Below are 17,024 nucleotides of genomic sequence, written 5' to 3'. Positions count from 1 at the left end.
GTTGGAAGGACGTGCGAACAACTGGGCTTCGGCCAGCATTCATGCCGATCTTTTCGAGATCGCTCACATTTACTTGCCACAACAGAGCAACGAAGCGTTGCCGAGCGAACAATACTCGTTGGCAATGGTTTCGGGTTGCGATTACTTGGAAATGAAGGGAGCGATCGAAACGCTTTGCCAACGCATGGGCATCGCCGATCCTGTCCAGGTGAAAGCGATCGAGCGGAGTGGGTTTGCCAAGGGCGCCGTGGTCGAAGTCAGCTGTGGCGAGCGAATGGTGGGCTATTTGGGCATCGTCGATCCGAAGGTGCTGAAATCGTGGAAGTTGCCTGCCCCGGTGGTTGCCGCCGAGTTCTCGCTACCGACTCTGCTGGAGGCGGCATCGCTTGTTCCGCAACAGCAGAGTGTCAGCATGTTCCCCTCGGTCGAGCGTGATTTGAACTTTGTGGTTGCCGAATCGGTCCGCTGGAGTGAGCTAGAACGCGTCGTGCGGGCGGCAGTAGGCGAAGAGCTTGCGGGCGTTCGCTACTGTGAAACGTACCGTGACCCGGCCAAAGACGGCAAGGATCGCAAACGCGTCTTGATGTCGGTGTCCTTGCAACTGCACGACGGCACGCTCAGTGGCGAACAAGCCGACCAATTGATTGGTCAAGTCATCGGCGCGTGCAAGCAAGAACTGGCCGCTGAGTTGCTTTCGTAGGCCGGACTCAAATCGCGAGCGTTCATGCTGCGGCGGACTCAAGTGCTTTCTGAACCTTCACAACGCTGTCGTAGCGATTGACGTCGAAAAGTTCATCGTCCAATACTCCCGAGCGGACGCTCAGGATAGGTGGCTTGCAGCATATCGACCTCTCCCAAACGCAGTTTGGGAGAGGTCGAGCAGAGCCTTTAGCGATTGCTCGGGTGAGGGCCGTCCGAGCAAGCCGGGTCGAACGACACATCAAGATGGCTCACCGCGGCTCTCACCCGGACGAGGCCTAAAGGGCCCGCCCGACCTCTCCCGAGCAGACGCTCGGGAGAGGTGGATTGTCCGCCCCGCCGGCAGCGTTTGTGAAGGTGAGTCCGTTACCGCCGCGTTCCGGCCTACAACGAATCCAGTTACGACACGAAACGTTCGTGCAAGTCTTTGTAGAGCCCGTTTTGTTTTAGCAGTTCCTCGTGCCGGCCTTGCTCGGCGATTTTTCCGTGCGACATGACCAGGATTTGATCGGCGGTCCGGATCGTACTCAAACGGTGAGCGATCACGAGACTGGTGCGATTCTCGAGTAGCCGCCCCAGCGCTTTTTGAATTCGCAATTCCGTCAGTGTGTCCACCGCACTGGTGGCTTCGTCTAGGATTAAGATCCGTGGGTTGGCGACCAGGGCGCGGGCAAAGCAGATCAGTTGGCGTTGCCCCAGCGAGACACGGCCGCCACGTGATCCGGCTTGCGTTTGCAGACCCTCGGGTAAATCCTCAATCAACCACTCGCAATCGAGCGACCGCAAGGCTTCGACGGCATCGGATTCGGTCGCGCCGTCGCGTCCGGCCACGATGTTTTGCAGCACGCTGCCGGTGAACAGATAATTCTGTTGCGGGATGACTGAAATGGCACGCGAAATCGACTCGCTTGTCAGCTCGCGAGTATCCAATCCATCAATGAAAATTTTCCCGTTGGTCGGTAAGTAGTAACGAGAGACCAAATTGGCGATCGTCGACTTGCCGCTGCCGGTTTCACCGACAAGTGCCACCATTTGGCGTGGTTCAGCGACAAACGCAACATCCCGCAGCACCCAATGCCCCGGATCATAGGCAAACGAAACGTTTTCGACGGTTAGTTTACCGTCCACCTGAACGGGTAACGATACTGCCGTCGGCAGATCGGTCCATTCGGGCGGCGTATCGAGCAAGCGAAAGACGCGTTCGGCGCCAGCCATCGCCGTCAGTGCTTGGTTGTATTGGTTTCCCAGGACTTGGATCGGGCTAAAGAATAATCCTGCCAGGAACCAGAACTGGATCAAATCGCCCACGGGCATTGGATCGCTGGCCACAATCGCTCGGTACGCGCCGACGATCAAAACGAGCCCCAACGAAATTTGGCCAGTTAATTCCAACAGCGGCATCAGCAAGCCGTTATGCCGAGCGCTGTTCATGTTGTATTCAGCGTGATCGGCGGTCAATTGGCGAAACAATTCGGCATTGGTATCTTCGCGAGCCAAGGCCTGAGTGACGCGAATCACGGCGACCGATTCGGCAATCGTGGCGGTCACGCGACTGAAACTTTCTTGGACATCGCGATACGCTTCGCTGAGTCGGTTTCGCATCACCCGGCCAATGATCCACATCACGGGACTCATCGCCAACACAACCATCAACAGCGGCAGATCGTACCAGGCCATGATCACCGCGGCGCCGATCATTTGCCCACCCTGGACGAGACTGACGAACAACACGTCCTGGACACCGACGCGGACGGCGTCACAGTCGCTGGTGATACGGCTGATCACTCGCCCTGTTTTCGTTTTCGCATAAAAACTCATCGGCATCTGCTGCAAATGCGAATAGACCGATCCGCGAAGATCGTGCACGATCGCTTCACCTAACTCTAGTGCTAGTCGTTGACGAAACACCAGTGTGAATTGCGTCCAGGCAGCCAAAGCCAACACTCCCAGCGAAGCGATGACGATCGATGTCATCGGAGCGGCGTTGGAGATCGGCCCATTGATCACGGCGCCAATCGACCAAGCCAGCAGCGGCAATTGAACCGCGCGGAGCAGGACGAGCGCGAGCAGCACGTTTCGCTTAGCCGCATACGGACGCATCAATCCCCACAACCGAGCCACCAGCGACAACGACAGCGGCCGCCGATGCGGATCCGCATCAGGGTCGCGTGTGACGCGGACCATGGGGGCGAAGGTGCTGCTCATAAAATTTGCATGATGCTGAAAGGACGTTTGGTTTGGAAAAATTGTCGCTGATCGCTCCGCGATCTTTGCGTTTTGACTGCGGTGCGGTCTACGACGTTAGGAGCTTCGCGTTATGATCGCGGAGCGATCAACGACTTTGATTCAACGACATTGGCTTTGTGCGACTTGGTGGTAGGGGCCTGGCTCACGCATTAATTCTTCGTGCGTTCCTTGCTGAACGATCTCGCCGCGATCTAACACGATCACGCGATCCGCTCCCCGCAATGTACTGAGCCGATGTGCGACGATCAGTGTCGTTCGCCCCTTGGACGCTTCCCCGAGCGCCGCAAGGATTTCATGTTCGGTTTCCGGATCAATTGCCGATACGGGATCATCCAACAGCAAGATCGCGGGGTCGGTTAACAATGCTCGAGCCAAGGCAAGCCGTTGCCTTTGGCCGCCCGAAAGCGACATACCGTATTCGCCGAGAATCGTGTCGTAGCCGTCCGGTGTGGCTTCGATAAAGTCGTGAGCGGCGGCAAGCCGAGCGGCCATTCGCACTTGCTCTCGCGTCGCTCCGGGACAACCAAACGCAATGTTCGCTCCGATCGTGTTGCTCAACAGCAGCGGTTCTTGTAGCACCAAGGCGACTCGGCGGCGGAGCGTTTTTAAATCCCACGCTCGGACGTCAACACCATCAATTTCGACCACGCCGAGGGTGGGATCGTAGAACCGCGGAAGCAAACTGAGCAGCGTCGATTTTCCCTGGCCCACTGCGCCCAGAATTGCCACCCGTTCGCCTGCGCGAATGTGTAGCGAAATGTCCTTTAGGACGGGATTACCCGCGACATATTCAAAGCTGACATTGTGAAAGTGGATTTCGCCGCGAATCGAATCGGGCAGCCACGCATCGTCGGGTTGCGAAACTTCTTCGGCCGCATCGAGCACCTCGAACACTCGCCGCGCCCCCGTCAATGATTGCTGGATCGTTCCGGTCAAACTTGAAAGGTTGCCGACTTGATTGCTGAATTGTTGCAGCAGACCGGCAAAGACGATCAGACCGCTGCCCAGTGGCAAACGGCCGATCGAAGTCAGGTAACCGCCGTAGATCAACAGCACGACGAGATTGATTTGCGTCAGTAACTGGATCGAGGGGCCAAACCGGCTAACACGTTGAAAGACGTCTTGCTGTTGGTTCAACAGATCATCGTTGGCTCTGTCGAACGATATTGTTTCGGCCGCTTGTCGCCCCAGCGACTTGATCACCGCGACGCCGTCCACCGATTCGGCCACCCGCAATACAAGCAGGTCAAACAAATGACGCGACTGGTCGTACATCGGCCGCACGATTCGCGAAAATCGAATACTCGACCACCAAACCACAGGCGTCGTCGCCAAACAAACCAGCGTCAACGTCGCATCGATACGGATCATGAACGTCAAATAGAAGACCAGCGACATCGCCAGGATCGACAGTTGGATCAACACGCCATCGATGAACGCACGCGTGGCTTGGACGTCACCGGTGACGCGGTTGATGATCGTGCCGGCAGGTTGATTGTGATAAAAACTTAAACTCAGCCGCTGCAGTTTCGCATAAACCTCGGCACGCAAATCGACCACAATTTTTCGGTGCACTAGCGTGCCCGAGATGATCGCGTAACTGTAATTCAGCAGCGCACGAACGATCGCGACGACGATCATGGCGACCGCGATGGCGATGACCTGATTTAGCGGCGACCAGTGAACCGGAAACAGAATTCCGAAGGGCAGGGTGGGAAAGTTGGGGGTATCGTGCGAATAGAAACGGATGACATCAATCGCGAGTCCGCCGAGTTGGACCAAGGCAACGGCTAACCCCATCAACACTGCTTGCAGGAAAAGCATCGCCGCGCACCAACCACGGTACCGCCACGCCAATTTCAGTAATCGCTGAACGACTTGATAATTTGACATATCGCTCAGCGAGTCTTTTGGAAGCAAAGGAGGAAGGGGGGCGAAGCGAGATCGATCAAGGCGTTGCCAAGACTAAATGCCAAAGACGCCCCACTCGATTCCGGTTGGACCGAAACATCTTGCCACAATTCGACGATCCAAACAGTGGCTCTTGCAATGAAAAAGGGGCATTAAAACGGATGATTTTGATAGCTTTCGGTTGCCTTGGATGCGAAAAATGCGGGAAAGATGAACAAGCTGGGTGATGCTGGCGTGATTCGTCGAGGCGGGGATTCGTAGCCTCATCCCTACGTGTTTTGCCGGAACTCGTTGCCTCGTCCATTACGTGTTTTTCCGGATTTCCTTTTTTGGACCGTTTCCCTGGTTTTGGCGACATTGACGCTTTGCCCTCCGCGGTCGACAATCGTGTCCGCCGTGGTGCGAAGATCGCAAGCTTACTTCTATCCTCCTCCCCCCAATTAAAAAAACTCATGAATTGGCTGCAGCAGCAAGACCCTGAAATCTGGGAAACCATCCAAGCCGAAGCCACCCGCCAGCAGGACGGGTTGGAGATGATCGCGAGCGAAAACTACACCAGTCTTGCTATTATGCAGGCTGCAGGCAGCGTTTTGACGAACAAATACGCCGAAGGCTATCCTGGACGCCGCTACTACGGTGGCTGCGAGCATGTCGACGTGACCGAATCGCTGGCCATTGAACGAGCCAAAAAGCTGTTTGGTGCCGAGGAAGCAAACGTCCAGCCGCATGCGGGATCGCAAGCCAATACCGCCGTTTACCTGGCTTGCCTGGAACCAGGCGATTCGGTTCTCGGGCTGGACCTGGCTCAAGGCGGCCACCTGACTCACGGCATGAAGCTGAACATCAGCGGCCGGCTGTACAATTTCCACTCCTACGGCGTGGATAAAGAGAACCACCGTCTCGATTTTGACCAAATCGCCAAATTGGCTCGCGAGCACAAGCCAAAGCTGATCGTCGCCGGAGCGAGCGCCTACCCCCGTGAAATCCCGCACGATCGTTTTGCGGAAATCGCCAACGATGTCGGTGCCAAGCTGATGGTCGACATGGCCCACTACGCGGGCTTGGTCGCTGCGGGCCAACATAACAGCCCGGTGCCGTACGCCGATTATGTCACCACGACGACGCACAAAACGCTGCGTGGCCCACGAAGTGGCTTGATTCTTTGCAAGAAAGAACACCTAAAACTAGTCAACCGCAATGTCTTCCCGGGCACCCAAGGCGGCCCGCTGATGCACATGGTCGCAGCCAAAGCGGTCTGTTTCGCCGAAGCGATGACGCCCGCGTTCAAAGAGTATGGCAAGTCGCTAGTCACAAATGCAAAAACATTAGCCGAAACGCTGATGGCAGCCGGATTGCCGTTGGTCAGCGGCGGCACCGACAACCATTTGATGCTGGTCGATGTCACCGCAGTGGGACTGGGTGGCAAGAAAGCCGAAGCGGTGCTCGAAGCATGCGGCATCACGGTCAACATGAACATGATCCCGTTTGACGAGCGCAAGCCGATGGACCCATCGGGGATTCGCATCGGCACCCCCGCGTTGACGACTCGCGGGATGGGAAGCGACGAGATGAAGCGAATCGGCGGCTGGATCCATCAAGCATTGTCGAATTCCGACGATGAATCGCTGCACCAATCGATTCGCAGCGAGATCCGCGAACTCTGCAAGAACTTTCCCGTTCCTGCAGGCGATCACGCCACTGCCTAGTGCGACGCCGAGCACTCGATCGCTAAAATGACGGTGGTAATCCGATGATGGGTTGCCACCGGTTCCGCCCCTTTTTTTCACGTCGTCCACGATTCTGACAACGCTATGCACCGCATTCTGATTGCTGATGACAACATCGCGAACCGCGAACTGCTCGAAGCCTACCTAGTAGGCGTCGACTGCGACACGGAAACCTCGGTCGATGGCCAAGACACGCTGGACAAGATCGAATCGTTCAAACCGGACTTGGTCCTGCTTGACGTGATGATGCCCAAGCTGAGCGGATTCGAGGTCTGCAAGAAAATCAAAGACAATCCGGCGACCAGCCGAGTGATGATTTTGATGGTCACGGCGCTGAACGAATTGGGCGATATCGAGCGAGCGGTGTCCGCAGGCACCGACGACTTCCTCAGCAAGCCGGTCAATAAAGTCGAACTCGTCAAACGAGTCGAGAATATGCTGAAACTGAAAGGGACCGAGGACGAACTGGAACGCCTGCGTCGCTACATCCAAGAGATGGAAGACGGCAACGACCAAATCCAACCACCCAAGGACGTCTAAAACGACGTGGATGAAGCCGCCGTTTGTCGCTCGGCTTTCCAATCCGTCAGCGGGGCGTCGCTGTGCTAGATGTTACAGCGATAGAAGTTGCAGCGTACAAGACCTATCGCAGCCAGCCCTCCCTGGGAAACTCGCTGAAGGCTCGTTTCCCGACCCTCCCCTGGCTTCGCCGGGAGGGTCAAGCCTGCGCCGGATCGCGGCGGAGCAGGACGAAACGCTAGACGACTTGTTGATTTATTGAGCCGCTCGCGCGTCAGCGGCCGGGTCCCACGCGGTACCCGGTGCCTTACGGCTCACGGTTCACGGTTACGATTTGCATTTGGATTAAATCAACAAGCCGTTGACGAGTATCGCTATGGGAGAGCTTACATTCCGCCGAAGGGGTCAGCGCCAAAGGGATCGGCACCACCGCCCGGCGCGGCGAAGGGATCGGCTCCGGGAGCCGCGAAGGGGTCGCTCGCAGCGGGCATCCCAAATTCAGCAGGCTCGGCAGGCTTCTTTATCTCTTCCTCCTTTGCCTCCGTCGCCTCCACCTTCATTACGTCGCCGTGACCTTCGCTGATGATCGGCAACTCGGCGTCGATGCTACGCAAACACTGAACCGCTCCGGTGCTACCGATCAGATACAAACGATCGGTCTTGGAATTACGCAGCAATCGCTTGGGGCGAATCCCCGGAAACGACTCCACTTGCTTTCCGGTCTTCAGGTCCAAAACGGAAAACGAGCCGCTGAGCGTGGTCACGTAAAGCTTGTCACCGATCGTCCCGACCAATTCGTCGATATTCGTGGCCGCATCCTGCCAAGTGCTGATCCCGTCGGCCAAGCCAAGCGAATACAGGCTGCCGTAAGTCGATCGAATCAGCAGCTGTTCGCCAGCAACAATCGGTTGATTGTAAAACGGTTCGCCATACGGTCGGCTCCACAATACTTGGCCTGTTCGCGTGCCTTTGATGCCATAGATTTGCCCTGCTTCGGATCCAAAGAAGAATCGATCGTCGCTTGCTGCCGCGATGCGGGCGCTCACAATGCCATCGGTATTCAGACGAAACATCACCGATGGCTCGCCCGACGTTTCCATGCAGTAAACAAAACCGTGGTCGGTTCCCCAAGCGATCCGAGTCGAGCCAGGTGCCTTGACTGGCAACGCAAGTGCTCGCCCCGATACACGTTCGCGAAACGGCAACCGTGATGTATCGTACAGAGGATAGCCTTCGATTCCATTTTGGATCGTGGCAATCACGGCAAAATCACCGGCATTGATCGCACCAAAGATGGGAACATTGACGGTGCGTCGCTGTTCGATCAATTCGCCGTTGGTGACATCCACCCTCAATAAGTTACCACCATTAACCACCGAGACAAAAGACTCGCCCACCCCGATGGCCTTGTAGCCAAGTCGCTCGACACCGACGCGAACCATCCAAACCGATTCACCTGATTCAGCGTCGCGGCACTCCAACGTTCCATCGTTGCCGAGCGTGTAAAGACAAATCCGTGGCACGATTCGCGACTCCATTGTCGCTTCGATACCACGCCGCTTCAAGCGGCGAATTTCATTACCTGCCAACCGCTCAGCTTCCGCTTTTCCAATCGCTTTGCCATGCGCGTCAACGCGATCGGTGGGAATTCGCACCAGCACCTTTTTGGGTGGCGATCCTCCATTTTCATGAGGCTTGGCCGCTTCATTGACCGCACCGGGTTCTTCCACCGCGGGGCTGGTTGCGGGGGGCGCCGCAACCACAATTTCGACGTACTCACGTGGATTTTCGACGTGGACAAAAATCTGCTGATCGACCATCGACTGGACGCCCGCAGGAACCTCGGTTTGCCGCCGCCAAGCCTCGACCAAGCCTAGACGCGTGGCCTGTTGGGCAGTCAAGAAATCAGCCGCATGGCTGGTGCCGACATCACCCAGATTGAACACCATGGCGGTGACAAAACAAACAGCGACTGGGCAAAAAGCAGCTGGATAGCTAACGAAGCGGAAACCAAAGGGCATGCGCACGGCGAACACCTAGCTCAAAAAATGGAGGCACGAGCAAAGAGAATAGTCCCGGTTATTCTAATCGCTTGTTTCGGCGATGGCGAATCCTTGGCAAAATCGAGTCGATGAAACGTCAATTCGAACGGATTACGCCGATTTTAAGGTAAAAAGACGCCACCGATGGTGCCGCGGCGACATCGATGATTAAATGTCGGCACGGATTCGGGCGGCCCGTCTCCATCGAATTTACCCTCTAAGAACCCAAGCAAAGCCGAAGATCATGGCCAATAAACAAATCTTGATGCTCGTGGGCGACTATGTCGAAGACTACGAAGCGATGGTCCCGCTACAGATCCTAAAAACGTTTGGACATGAAGTCGCCACGGTGTGCCCCGGCAAATCCCCTGGTGATACGGTCGCGACCGCAATCCACGACTTTGACGGTGACCAGACCTATTCGGAAAAGCCTGGACATCGCTTCGCCGTCACCGCCGACTTTGACGCCATCGACCTCGACTCGTTTGACGCCTTGGTGATCCCCGGCGGACGGGCACCGGAATACCTACGGCTGAACGAAAAAGTTCTGGAACTGGTGCGTCACTTCTTTAAAACCAACAAACCGGTTGCTGCGGTCTGCCATGGCCCCCAAATCCTGGCGGCCGCCGGCGTTCTGAAGGGACGCCAGTGCAGTTGCTATCCGGCGTGCAGCCCCGAAGTGACACTCAGCGGTGGCCAGTACATCGAACCGGCCGAAACAATGGACTCGGCGCATGTCGACGGCAATCTCGTCACCGCTCCGGCTTGGCCCGCGCACCCCGCTTGGATGCGAGCGTTTGTGGACCTGTTGTAACCGTCGCGGTGACAATGCAGCACGTATGAAACGCGGCCACTTTCCTTGGGACGATGAAACGTCAGGCACACCAACGGCTTGGAAAGCCGAGCGACAATTGCTGGCGGCTGACGCCCTGGAAAATTACTTGCTCGGCGGTTGGCTCGAGAGCAACTGCAACGCTTCGAGCACCTTGGGCCGCAAATCTTCGCGAACCAAAATGTATCGATCCCGACCATTGGCAGCGGCCTTGAACGTAGTCACTCCATCGTCCGCCATCTGGACCGAACCCGGTTCGGACAACTCAAAATAGCCGTGGTCGGGACGCACCCCGTACAAGACACTGGTTAAATCCCAAGTCGGTCGATCATGAGGCGGTGGCATGTAAAGAATATAGGCTTCCGACAACGGATGATGATCAACGTATCCGTAATCTCGCAGGATGCTTTGATGTGGATAGGCAAGCGATTTCCCCACCGCGTATCCGCTCCATACAATCGGCGTGGGCCAATCCGCGACTAGCTTTTTTGCCGACGGGATGTCCTTGATCAGATTGTATTCTTTGTGCCCGTCGGTGAACGCACCGGCCATAATCGACAACAAACGAACTTTCTTTTTGACCAATTCGGTGCCAGCAAGCGGGCTGACATCGTCGGCTTTCGACATCAACAAGTTTGCCAGGTTCGTGGAAAAGCCGACTTGGGCAATTACAACCGAGCCATCCTCGGCACCGGCTAGCGAGTTCCGCAACACAGCCACGGCATCGGCCGCATCGTTACCCGAGGTCAAATCATGAGGATAACGCAGCTTGCCATTGTCTTTCTGAGTTGCCAGCGTATTGAACCGACCTGCGGTGTTAGTGACCCCGCTGCGACAGACACCGATCGGAATGTCTCCGCGACCATAAAACGTATTGACCGCGTCGACAAAGGGTGCGGCAAGTTCATGATCCTTCGTGATCGTGACCGCCAGCAGCTTGCATTCACCACGCGATTGCAACGAGTGAATCATGCCCAATGCCAACGCGTCGTCAACGTCGTTGCCGATGTCGGTATCAAAGATCAGGGGAACCGGATCCAGCCGTTGCTGTGAGAACGCAATGGAAGGCGTGAGAACAAAAAGTGACACGAAAAGTGCACACAATGACAAACGCATTGAAAGAACCTTTGGGGGTCGAGGGGCAGGAGGGAGGGAGGGTTGGATCGACCATCATACCTCGCACTCTGTTGACTTGCACGAGCGAGACCACGGCAAAATCCGCACGTCGTCGATTGGGGGCGGAAAAACCGATAAGATAGACTCCGCGACTTCCGTGCCCGCCCTCGTCCCTCGATTGGCAAAGATCACACCATGCCCACACGACCAACGTCTCCGCTGAATCCTCGTGAACGCATCTTGATGGGCCCAGGGCCGAGCACGGTGCCGGCGCGGATCCTACGCGCCCTTGCCGCACCGACGCTCGGGCATCTCGACCCCCAATTTATCGAGATCATGGATGAAACATGCCAATTGATTCGCGATGCCTACCAAACAAAAAACTTGCTGACGTTCCCGGTTTCTGGAACGGGAATGGCCGGGATGGAAGCGGTCGTCGCCAATCTGATCGAACCGGGGGACGAAGCGATCGTTTGCATCAACGGGGTTTTTGGCGGACGGATGAAAGACAATGTGGAGCGGTGCGGCGCGACCGTGCATGCAATCGAAGTCCCCTGGGGTGAAACGTTCCGCAACGAAGCGATCGCCGAAGCGGTCGAAAAACACCCCAACGCCAAAATGCTGGGCATCGTGCACGCGGAAACCTCCACCGGCGCCCACCAAGATTTAAGCGGCTTGGCCGAGATCGTGCACGATGCAGGAATGTTACTCGCGGTCGACGCGGTCACATCGCTCGGCGGCCACGAACTAAAAGTCGACCAGTGGGGAATCGATGCGATTTATTCGGGAACCCAAAAGTGTTTGTCGTGCCCCCCGGGTCTTTCGCCCGTCTCGTTTTCCGAAAGGGCGCTCGAGCGAATCGACCAACGCAAAACCAAGGTACAAAGTTGGTATCTGGATGTTTCGATGCTGAAAAATTATTACACCGGTTCGGGAGGCCGGGCGTACCATCACACCGCCCCGATCAACATGATCTATGCGCTGCGTGAATCGCTGGCGATCGTGATCGAAGAAGGACTCGAAAACCGGATTGCTCGGCACCGCGAAATGCACTTGCTGCTTCGCAAAGGACTCGAGGAACACGGATTTTCTTACATCCCGAAACAATCGCTGTGCACACTGAACTGCGTGGCGCTACCCGACGGCGTCGAGGACGCGGCGATTCGCAACCGCTTGCTGAACGAGTACGACATCGAAATCGGTGGCGGATTGGGGATTTTCGCAGGCAAGGCGTGGCGAATTGGATTGATGGGCCATTCCGCAACCAAACGCAACGTCAGCACCTTGCTTTCGGCGCTCCGCGAAGTGATGTAGGTCAGTGCGCAGCGCAAAGCACCGCAAACTCGCAGCCTATCAAAGAGCAAAACATTAGCGTGGCGAAACTCTCGCGTGTGATTTTCGCGATGGCAAGCAAGCGTGGACGAAAGTCTTCGCGACTTTTGCTACAGCCTATCCCCCAAGCGCAACGCGAAAAGCCCTGGTGAAGATCCACCAGGGCTTTCGGGTGATTCGAGCGAGCGCCCAACAGCGAACTACTTGAGTTCGACGGTTCCGCCAGCTTCTTCGATTTCCGCCTTGATCTTGTCGCAATCTTCTTTCGATGCGCCTTCCTTCAAGGTAGCTGGAACGCCTTCGACCATCTTCTTGGCTTCCATCAGCGAAGCGCCGGTCAGGTTCTTAACAACCTTCACAACGTTCAGCTTCTTGTCGCCGAAGCCGGTCAGGACGATGTCCCATTCGGTCTTCTCTTCAACAGCAGCGCCACCACCTTCAGCAGGTGCAGCCACCATCACTCCGCCGCCAGCGGCAGGTTCGATGCCGTGGACATCCTTCAAGTAATCGCTGAGCTCTTTGGCTTGCTTCAGGGTCATACCGGCGATCTTGTCGCCCATTTCTTTTGCTTCGGCGCTAAATTCGGCGACCGCGGTGCCTTCTTCGGACATTTCTAATACCTCAAAAACAGTTGGTGATTTGTTACGGAACGACTAACAAAAGAGCAACTACTCGTCGCCTTCTGCGATTTTCTTAATTTGACTGTTGAGCTTCTTGCCCGGACCGAGAAGTGCGGCCGACAATTGCGATCCAGGACCAAGAATTTGACCTGACAACATCGAAATTTGCTCTTCGCGGCTTGGCCACTTGCTGACTTCTTTCAAGCGATCCGCATCAAGCTTTTCGCCATCCATGACACCGCCAGCAGCGGTAAACTTCTCATACTTGCTGCTGTCCTTATCAAGTCGAACGATCTCCTTGACAAGAGAGACGAAATCAGACGCCCCCCAGCATACAGCGACTTGCCCACAAGTTCCCTCGAAGGCAGGTGCCAGCGAAGACCCTTCGGTCGCTCGCCGAGCAAGAGAATTCTTGACGACCAGCATGCGAATGTCTTTCGCATCCAGCTCGCCACGAAGTTCGTTGGTAGTGATGGCATCCATCCCGACATAGCTCACCAGCACGGCGTCTTCGACACCGTCTAGTTCGCGTTTGATGTCGCGAGTCACCAATTCTTTGACGTATTTACTCATCGGTTGGGTTCACTTAAGTGCGATTTGTGCGACAGAACGTCTAGTTCAAAAAGCCTGATACTCTAAAAGACTTGCTAGTACGCAACTCTCACACTGGGGCTCATCGTTGCACAGATGGCAACGCCTTTAATGTAAGTGCCCTTGACGGATTGGGGTTTCATGCCGCTGACAAAGTCAACGAATGCAGTGATGTTTTCGGTGAGCTTCTGTGGCTCGAAGCTCATTTTGCCGACCATCGCGTGGACGTTTCCGCCCTTGTCGTTACGAAACTCGACTTTACCAGCCTTGTATTCGCCAACCACCTTTGCAACGTCCGGGGTGACCGTTCCCGCACGCGGGCTAGGCATCAATCCACGAGGACCGAGGACACGACCAAGCGGTCCCACCAGCCCCATCATGTCAGGAGCGGCGATACAAACATCAAAGTCTGTCCAACCGTCTTTGATTTTTTTAGCCAAGTCTTCTTGACCTACTTCGTCGGCACCCGCTTCTTCAGCGGCCTTGGCCGCATCGCCCTTGGCGAACACGACGACTCGCTGAGTCTTGCCGATTCCGTTTGGCAACACGATGCTGCCACGAATGATTTGATCCGCTTGGTTCGGGTCAACGCCCAAACGCATGTGCACTTCGACCGTTTGGTCGAACTTGGTCAAATCGTATTTTTTGAGTGCGTCAACTGCTTCGCTGAGTGGCAGCAAATTTGCAGGCTGCTTTGCGAGCGCTGCACGATAACGCTTGGATTTTTTACCCATAGGGTCGCGACTCTCTTATATGTCGGGTGGTTCGGCGAGGTCACCTGGCCCTTCCGATGCACACGGTGACCGCATGGTTGCGATTCACAGCACGCCGGATGGCGGCAAACTCTCCCACTTATAAAACGCGAGATTTCCTCTCACGAAGCGGGAGAATGTCGTCAATTCATTTCGCGACGTCAACGGCAAACGATGCTTGTTGATACAGTTTTTTGTAAGATTCTTATAAAATCTTGCTGAACCGAACCCTCTGAATCGTCAAAAGAGCATGTCAAAATCAAATCGAACCGAGACTTCTGGCTCAGATTCCCCCGAAAACGTGAACATCGACAACGCAGATTCACTACGGGCCGCCAAATGCGTGCCATGCGAAGGAGGTGTGCCAACACTTTCTCGCGATCAGGCGTCCGATCTCATCAAAGCAATCCCGGAATGGGAGCTCGCGGCCGACGCAAAGCGAATCTCTCGCACGCTGAAATGCCGCAATTTTGTTGATGCGGTTGCACATATCAACCAGATTTCGGTATTGGCAGAACAGGAACAGCATCATCCCGACCTGCATCTGACAGGCTACCGGATGCTGACCATCGAGTTGACGACTCACGCGATCGATGGTCTGAGCCGCAATGATTTTGTGGTTGCCGCAAAAATCGACCCGCTGTTGGCCGAGCAATCCAAGTGAATCGCTCGGCAACCCAAGTGAATTTCGCTGCAGTGCTGCCTAAACAACCCATCCAACTCGCCGGATCAAAATTTCCCGTGATTGAAATTGCCCGCCACCGAGCACTCGCCCTCCTTTCGGAATGCACCGGCGACGAAATATGGAGTGTCGAACACTGCAGAATTCGCCGTGTCCCCGAAAGTTGGATCGACGAGGACCGCGAGGCCTTCGAATCAGGATTTTGCTCGGACAACCAGACGATTTATGTGGGCGAACGACAAGTAAATCAGTATTTTGGCGTTCGCGATGTCGACTTGGCGGTCCGAATCGGCCGATCATTGGGATTGGATGTGGACCGGATCACGGCCAATTCGCTCAGCCGGCGAGGGGTCGTGGTGGCGATCAAAGAGGCGATCATGGAGGGGGAATGAGCTTTTTAAACAAAAGCGACTTGCCCAACTCGATAGTTTCCTGCCATAATCCCAGGCCCGAAAGACGTTCTCATAACGATTTCCTTTCGCACCACACACATTGTGATTTAGATAAAAGAGAGTTCCGATGGCTGGTCGTAGCAAGAAAAAAGCAGATACCGTGTTCCTCGTTTGCGAAGAAACCGGAGATTACAACTACACGCTTCAACGCAAAGCAGGCGGCGAAAAGCTCCGTCTGAAGAAGTACAGCTCGCGTTTGCGCAAGCACACCTGGCACGTCGAAAAGAAGAAGTAATTCGATTCGCCTCGCCGATCCTCCGCGTTCGATCGACGCTACAAGATCGGTTTCATGAAGCTGCGAAAGTCGCATCGACTTTCGCCATCGCCAGGAGCCGCAAACGCTCCTGTTTTTTTCGCTGCCTGAAAATAATCAAAACGCTCTGCAATCCCGCAGGGCAAAGCGGGTTCATCTCCGACGAGCCTACGCCCGCTTGGATGACGGGTCGAATGCCAGCAGGTTTCTCATCCACACACAACGCAGGCGGCCTGTGCTCAATGCCGTCTACCTTGGTCGCGGTGCTGCGCGAGCCGCCCGGTTGTAGTGAGCAAATCGTTCGATTTTGACCGGGCCGCTCGCGCCGCTACGCTATAAAAACGACCGGTTTCGTGCCAAACTTAGGTGGCCCAAACTTAAGGTGGCATGGGTCGCGCGACACCACCCGCTGCCGCGGGACGCAAACCGATCTCGAGCAAACGAATCTTTCGCCCCCTCTCTCTTTGTGGAGTCCAGGATGCAGCGTCGATGGCGAATCATCCCCCACGACGCCTCTCGCGTGCAGCAACTCGCTGCTTCGGCGCGTCTTCCCGCCGTCGTGGCACAACTGCTTGTCAGCCGAGGCATCTACAACGCCAATGATGCATCGCAGTTCCTGAGCACGAAACTAAAGGACCTGCGTGACCCCAAAGAACTGCCCGGCGTGGTCGAGGCGACACAGATCATTGTCGACGCGATCGACAACCAATTACCGATCACGATCTATGGCGACTACGACTGTGACGGCATGACCGGCACCGCAATTCTGGTCAACGGCTTGCGACTGATGCGGGCGGACGTCAGCTACCATGTCCCTAACCGACTCGAAGATGGCTACGGTCTAAACGAGGCGGCGATCCGCAAATTAGCGGATCGCGGCAAGAAACTGATCATTTCCGTCGACTGCGGAATCACCAGTCGCGAACATGCCGAGCTTTGCCGCGAACTCGGCGTCAAGCTGATCATCACCGACCATCACACCATTGATGGCGAACTACCACGCGCGGACGCGGTCGTTCACCCACGACTTCCCGGTACGAACTATCCCTTTGGTGAACTGTGTGGCGCCGGCGTCGCATTCAAACTCGCCTGGGCCATCTGCCAACAGGTTGCGGGCAGCGAAAAGGTAACCGATCCGATGCGTCGCTACTTGATGCAATCGATTGCATTGGCCGCGATCGGGACCGTCGCGGACGTGGTTCCGCTGCTGGACGAAAACCGCGTGCTGGTTGAACACGGGCTAAAAACG

At 55.8% G+C, this 17,024-nt stretch carries 15 protein-coding genes and 1 pseudogene; 9 read left to right on the top strand and 7 right to left on the bottom strand.

Going from position 1 to position 17,024, the window contains the following annotated elements; genetic code table 11:
- A pseudogene (locus tag ABX962_RS11450) lies at positions 1–700 on the top strand (phenylalanine--tRNA ligase subunit beta); the annotation flags it as partial.
- 398 nt (positions 701–1,098) lie between these two features.
- Here ABX962_RS11450 and ABX962_RS11445 read toward each other — a convergent pair.
- Both ABX962_RS11445 and ABX962_RS11440 read right to left on the bottom strand, forming a co-directional pair.
- The gene (locus ABX962_RS11445; RefSeq protein WP_372719460.1) at positions 1,099–2,904 is read right to left on the bottom strand and encodes an ABC transporter ATP-binding protein; all 1,806 of its coding nucleotides are present in this window, start codon (positions 2,902–2,904) and stop codon (positions 1,099–1,101) included.
- A gap of 141 nt (positions 2,905–3,045) precedes the next feature.
- Positions 3,046–4,866 (bottom strand): ABC transporter ATP-binding protein, encoded by a 1,821-nt coding sequence (locus tag ABX962_RS11440; RefSeq protein ID WP_372719458.1) that lies wholly within the window; start codon positions 4,864–4,866, stop codon positions 3,046–3,048.
- 443 nt (positions 4,867–5,309) lie between these two features.
- On the opposite strand from ABX962_RS11440, the gene glyA reads away from it, so the two are divergent.
- Entirely contained in the window at positions 5,310–6,563 is a 1,254-nt protein-coding gene (gene glyA / locus ABX962_RS11435) for a serine hydroxymethyltransferase (protein ID WP_372719456.1), read from the top strand.
- Positions 6,564–6,668: 105 nt separating this feature from the next.
- The gene (locus ABX962_RS11430) at positions 6,669–7,124 is read left to right on the top strand and encodes a response regulator (protein WP_372719454.1); all 456 of its coding nucleotides are present in this window, start codon (positions 6,669–6,671) and stop codon (positions 7,122–7,124) included.
- A 365-nt stretch (positions 7,125–7,489) separates the two neighbouring features.
- On the opposite strand, the gene ABX962_RS11425 is transcribed toward ABX962_RS11430, so the two are convergent.
- A complete protein-coding gene (locus tag ABX962_RS11425; RefSeq protein ID WP_372719452.1) occupies positions 7,490–9,052 on the bottom strand; it encodes a PQQ-binding-like beta-propeller repeat protein in 1,563 nt (520 codons plus the stop codon).
- Between the two features lie 337 nt (positions 9,053–9,389).
- Between ABX962_RS11425 and ABX962_RS11420 the strand changes: the two genes are divergently transcribed.
- Positions 9,390–9,959, top strand: coding sequence for a DJ-1/PfpI family protein (locus ABX962_RS11420; RefSeq protein WP_372719450.1), 570 nt, complete (start codon positions 9,390–9,392; stop codon positions 9,957–9,959).
- Between the two features lie 123 nt (positions 9,960–10,082).
- Here ABX962_RS11420 and ABX962_RS11415 read toward each other — a convergent pair whose 3' ends face one another.
- The gene (locus ABX962_RS11415) at positions 10,083–11,093 is read right to left on the bottom strand and encodes a nucleoside hydrolase (RefSeq protein ID WP_372719448.1); all 1,011 of its coding nucleotides are present in this window, start codon (positions 11,091–11,093) and stop codon (positions 10,083–10,085) included.
- A 195-nt stretch (positions 11,094–11,288) separates the two neighbouring features.
- On the opposite strand from ABX962_RS11415, the gene ABX962_RS11410 reads away from it, so the two are divergent.
- Positions 11,289–12,407: an alanine--glyoxylate aminotransferase family protein gene (locus ABX962_RS11410; protein WP_372719446.1), complete on the top strand. Its 1,119-nt coding sequence runs from the start codon at positions 11,289–11,291 to the stop codon at positions 12,405–12,407.
- A 218-nt stretch (positions 12,408–12,625) separates the two neighbouring features.
- Here the strand turns inward: ABX962_RS11410 and rplL are convergent, their stop codons facing one another.
- The 3 genes from rplL to rplA form a co-directional block, all read right to left on the bottom strand.
- On the bottom strand, positions 12,626–13,036 hold the full coding sequence (gene rplL, locus ABX962_RS11405; protein WP_372719444.1) for a 50S ribosomal protein L7/L12: 411 nt from the start codon (positions 13,034–13,036) through the stop codon (positions 12,626–12,628).
- 57 nt (positions 13,037–13,093) lie between these two features.
- Complete coding sequence (gene rplJ, locus ABX962_RS11400; protein ID WP_372719442.1) at positions 13,094–13,618, bottom strand: 50S ribosomal protein L10; 525 nt, start codon at positions 13,616–13,618, stop codon at positions 13,094–13,096.
- 74 nt (positions 13,619–13,692) lie between these two features.
- A complete protein-coding gene (gene rplA, locus ABX962_RS11395; RefSeq protein ID WP_008697965.1) occupies positions 13,693–14,370 on the bottom strand; it encodes a 50S ribosomal protein L1 in 678 nt (225 codons plus the stop codon).
- A gap of 319 nt (positions 14,371–14,689) precedes the next feature.
- On the opposite strand from rplA, the gene ABX962_RS11390 reads away from it, so the two are divergent.
- The 4 genes from ABX962_RS11390 to ABX962_RS11375 form a co-directional block, all read left to right on the top strand.
- Positions 14,690–15,052, top strand: a complete 363-nt coding sequence (locus ABX962_RS11390) for a 4a-hydroxytetrahydrobiopterin dehydratase (RefSeq protein ID WP_372719440.1) — start codon at positions 14,690–14,692, stop codon at positions 15,050–15,052.
- The gene (locus ABX962_RS11385) at positions 15,049–15,462 is read left to right on the top strand and encodes a hypothetical protein (RefSeq protein WP_372719438.1); all 414 of its coding nucleotides are present in this window, start codon (positions 15,049–15,051) and stop codon (positions 15,460–15,462) included. The genes ABX962_RS11390 and ABX962_RS11385 overlap by 4 nt, the downstream gene beginning before the upstream one ends.
- Positions 15,463–15,589: 127 nt before the next feature.
- On the top strand, positions 15,590–15,757 hold the full coding sequence (rpmG, locus tag ABX962_RS11380; RefSeq protein ID WP_339946557.1) for a 50S ribosomal protein L33: 168 nt from the start codon (positions 15,590–15,592) through the stop codon (positions 15,755–15,757).
- A gap of 496 nt (positions 15,758–16,253) precedes the next feature.
- Positions 16,254–17,024: DHH family phosphoesterase (locus tag ABX962_RS11375; protein ID WP_372719436.1), on the top strand; the 771-nt coding region annotated here is incomplete at its 3' end.

The sequence above is a fragment of the Novipirellula sp. genome, assembly GCF_041583735.1.
Taxonomy (GTDB): Bacteria; Planctomycetota; Planctomycetia; order Pirellulales; family Pirellulaceae; genus Novipirellula.
The sequence above is the reverse complement of the archived record's forward strand: the minus strand, read 5'-3'. Positions and strand labels throughout refer to the sequence as shown.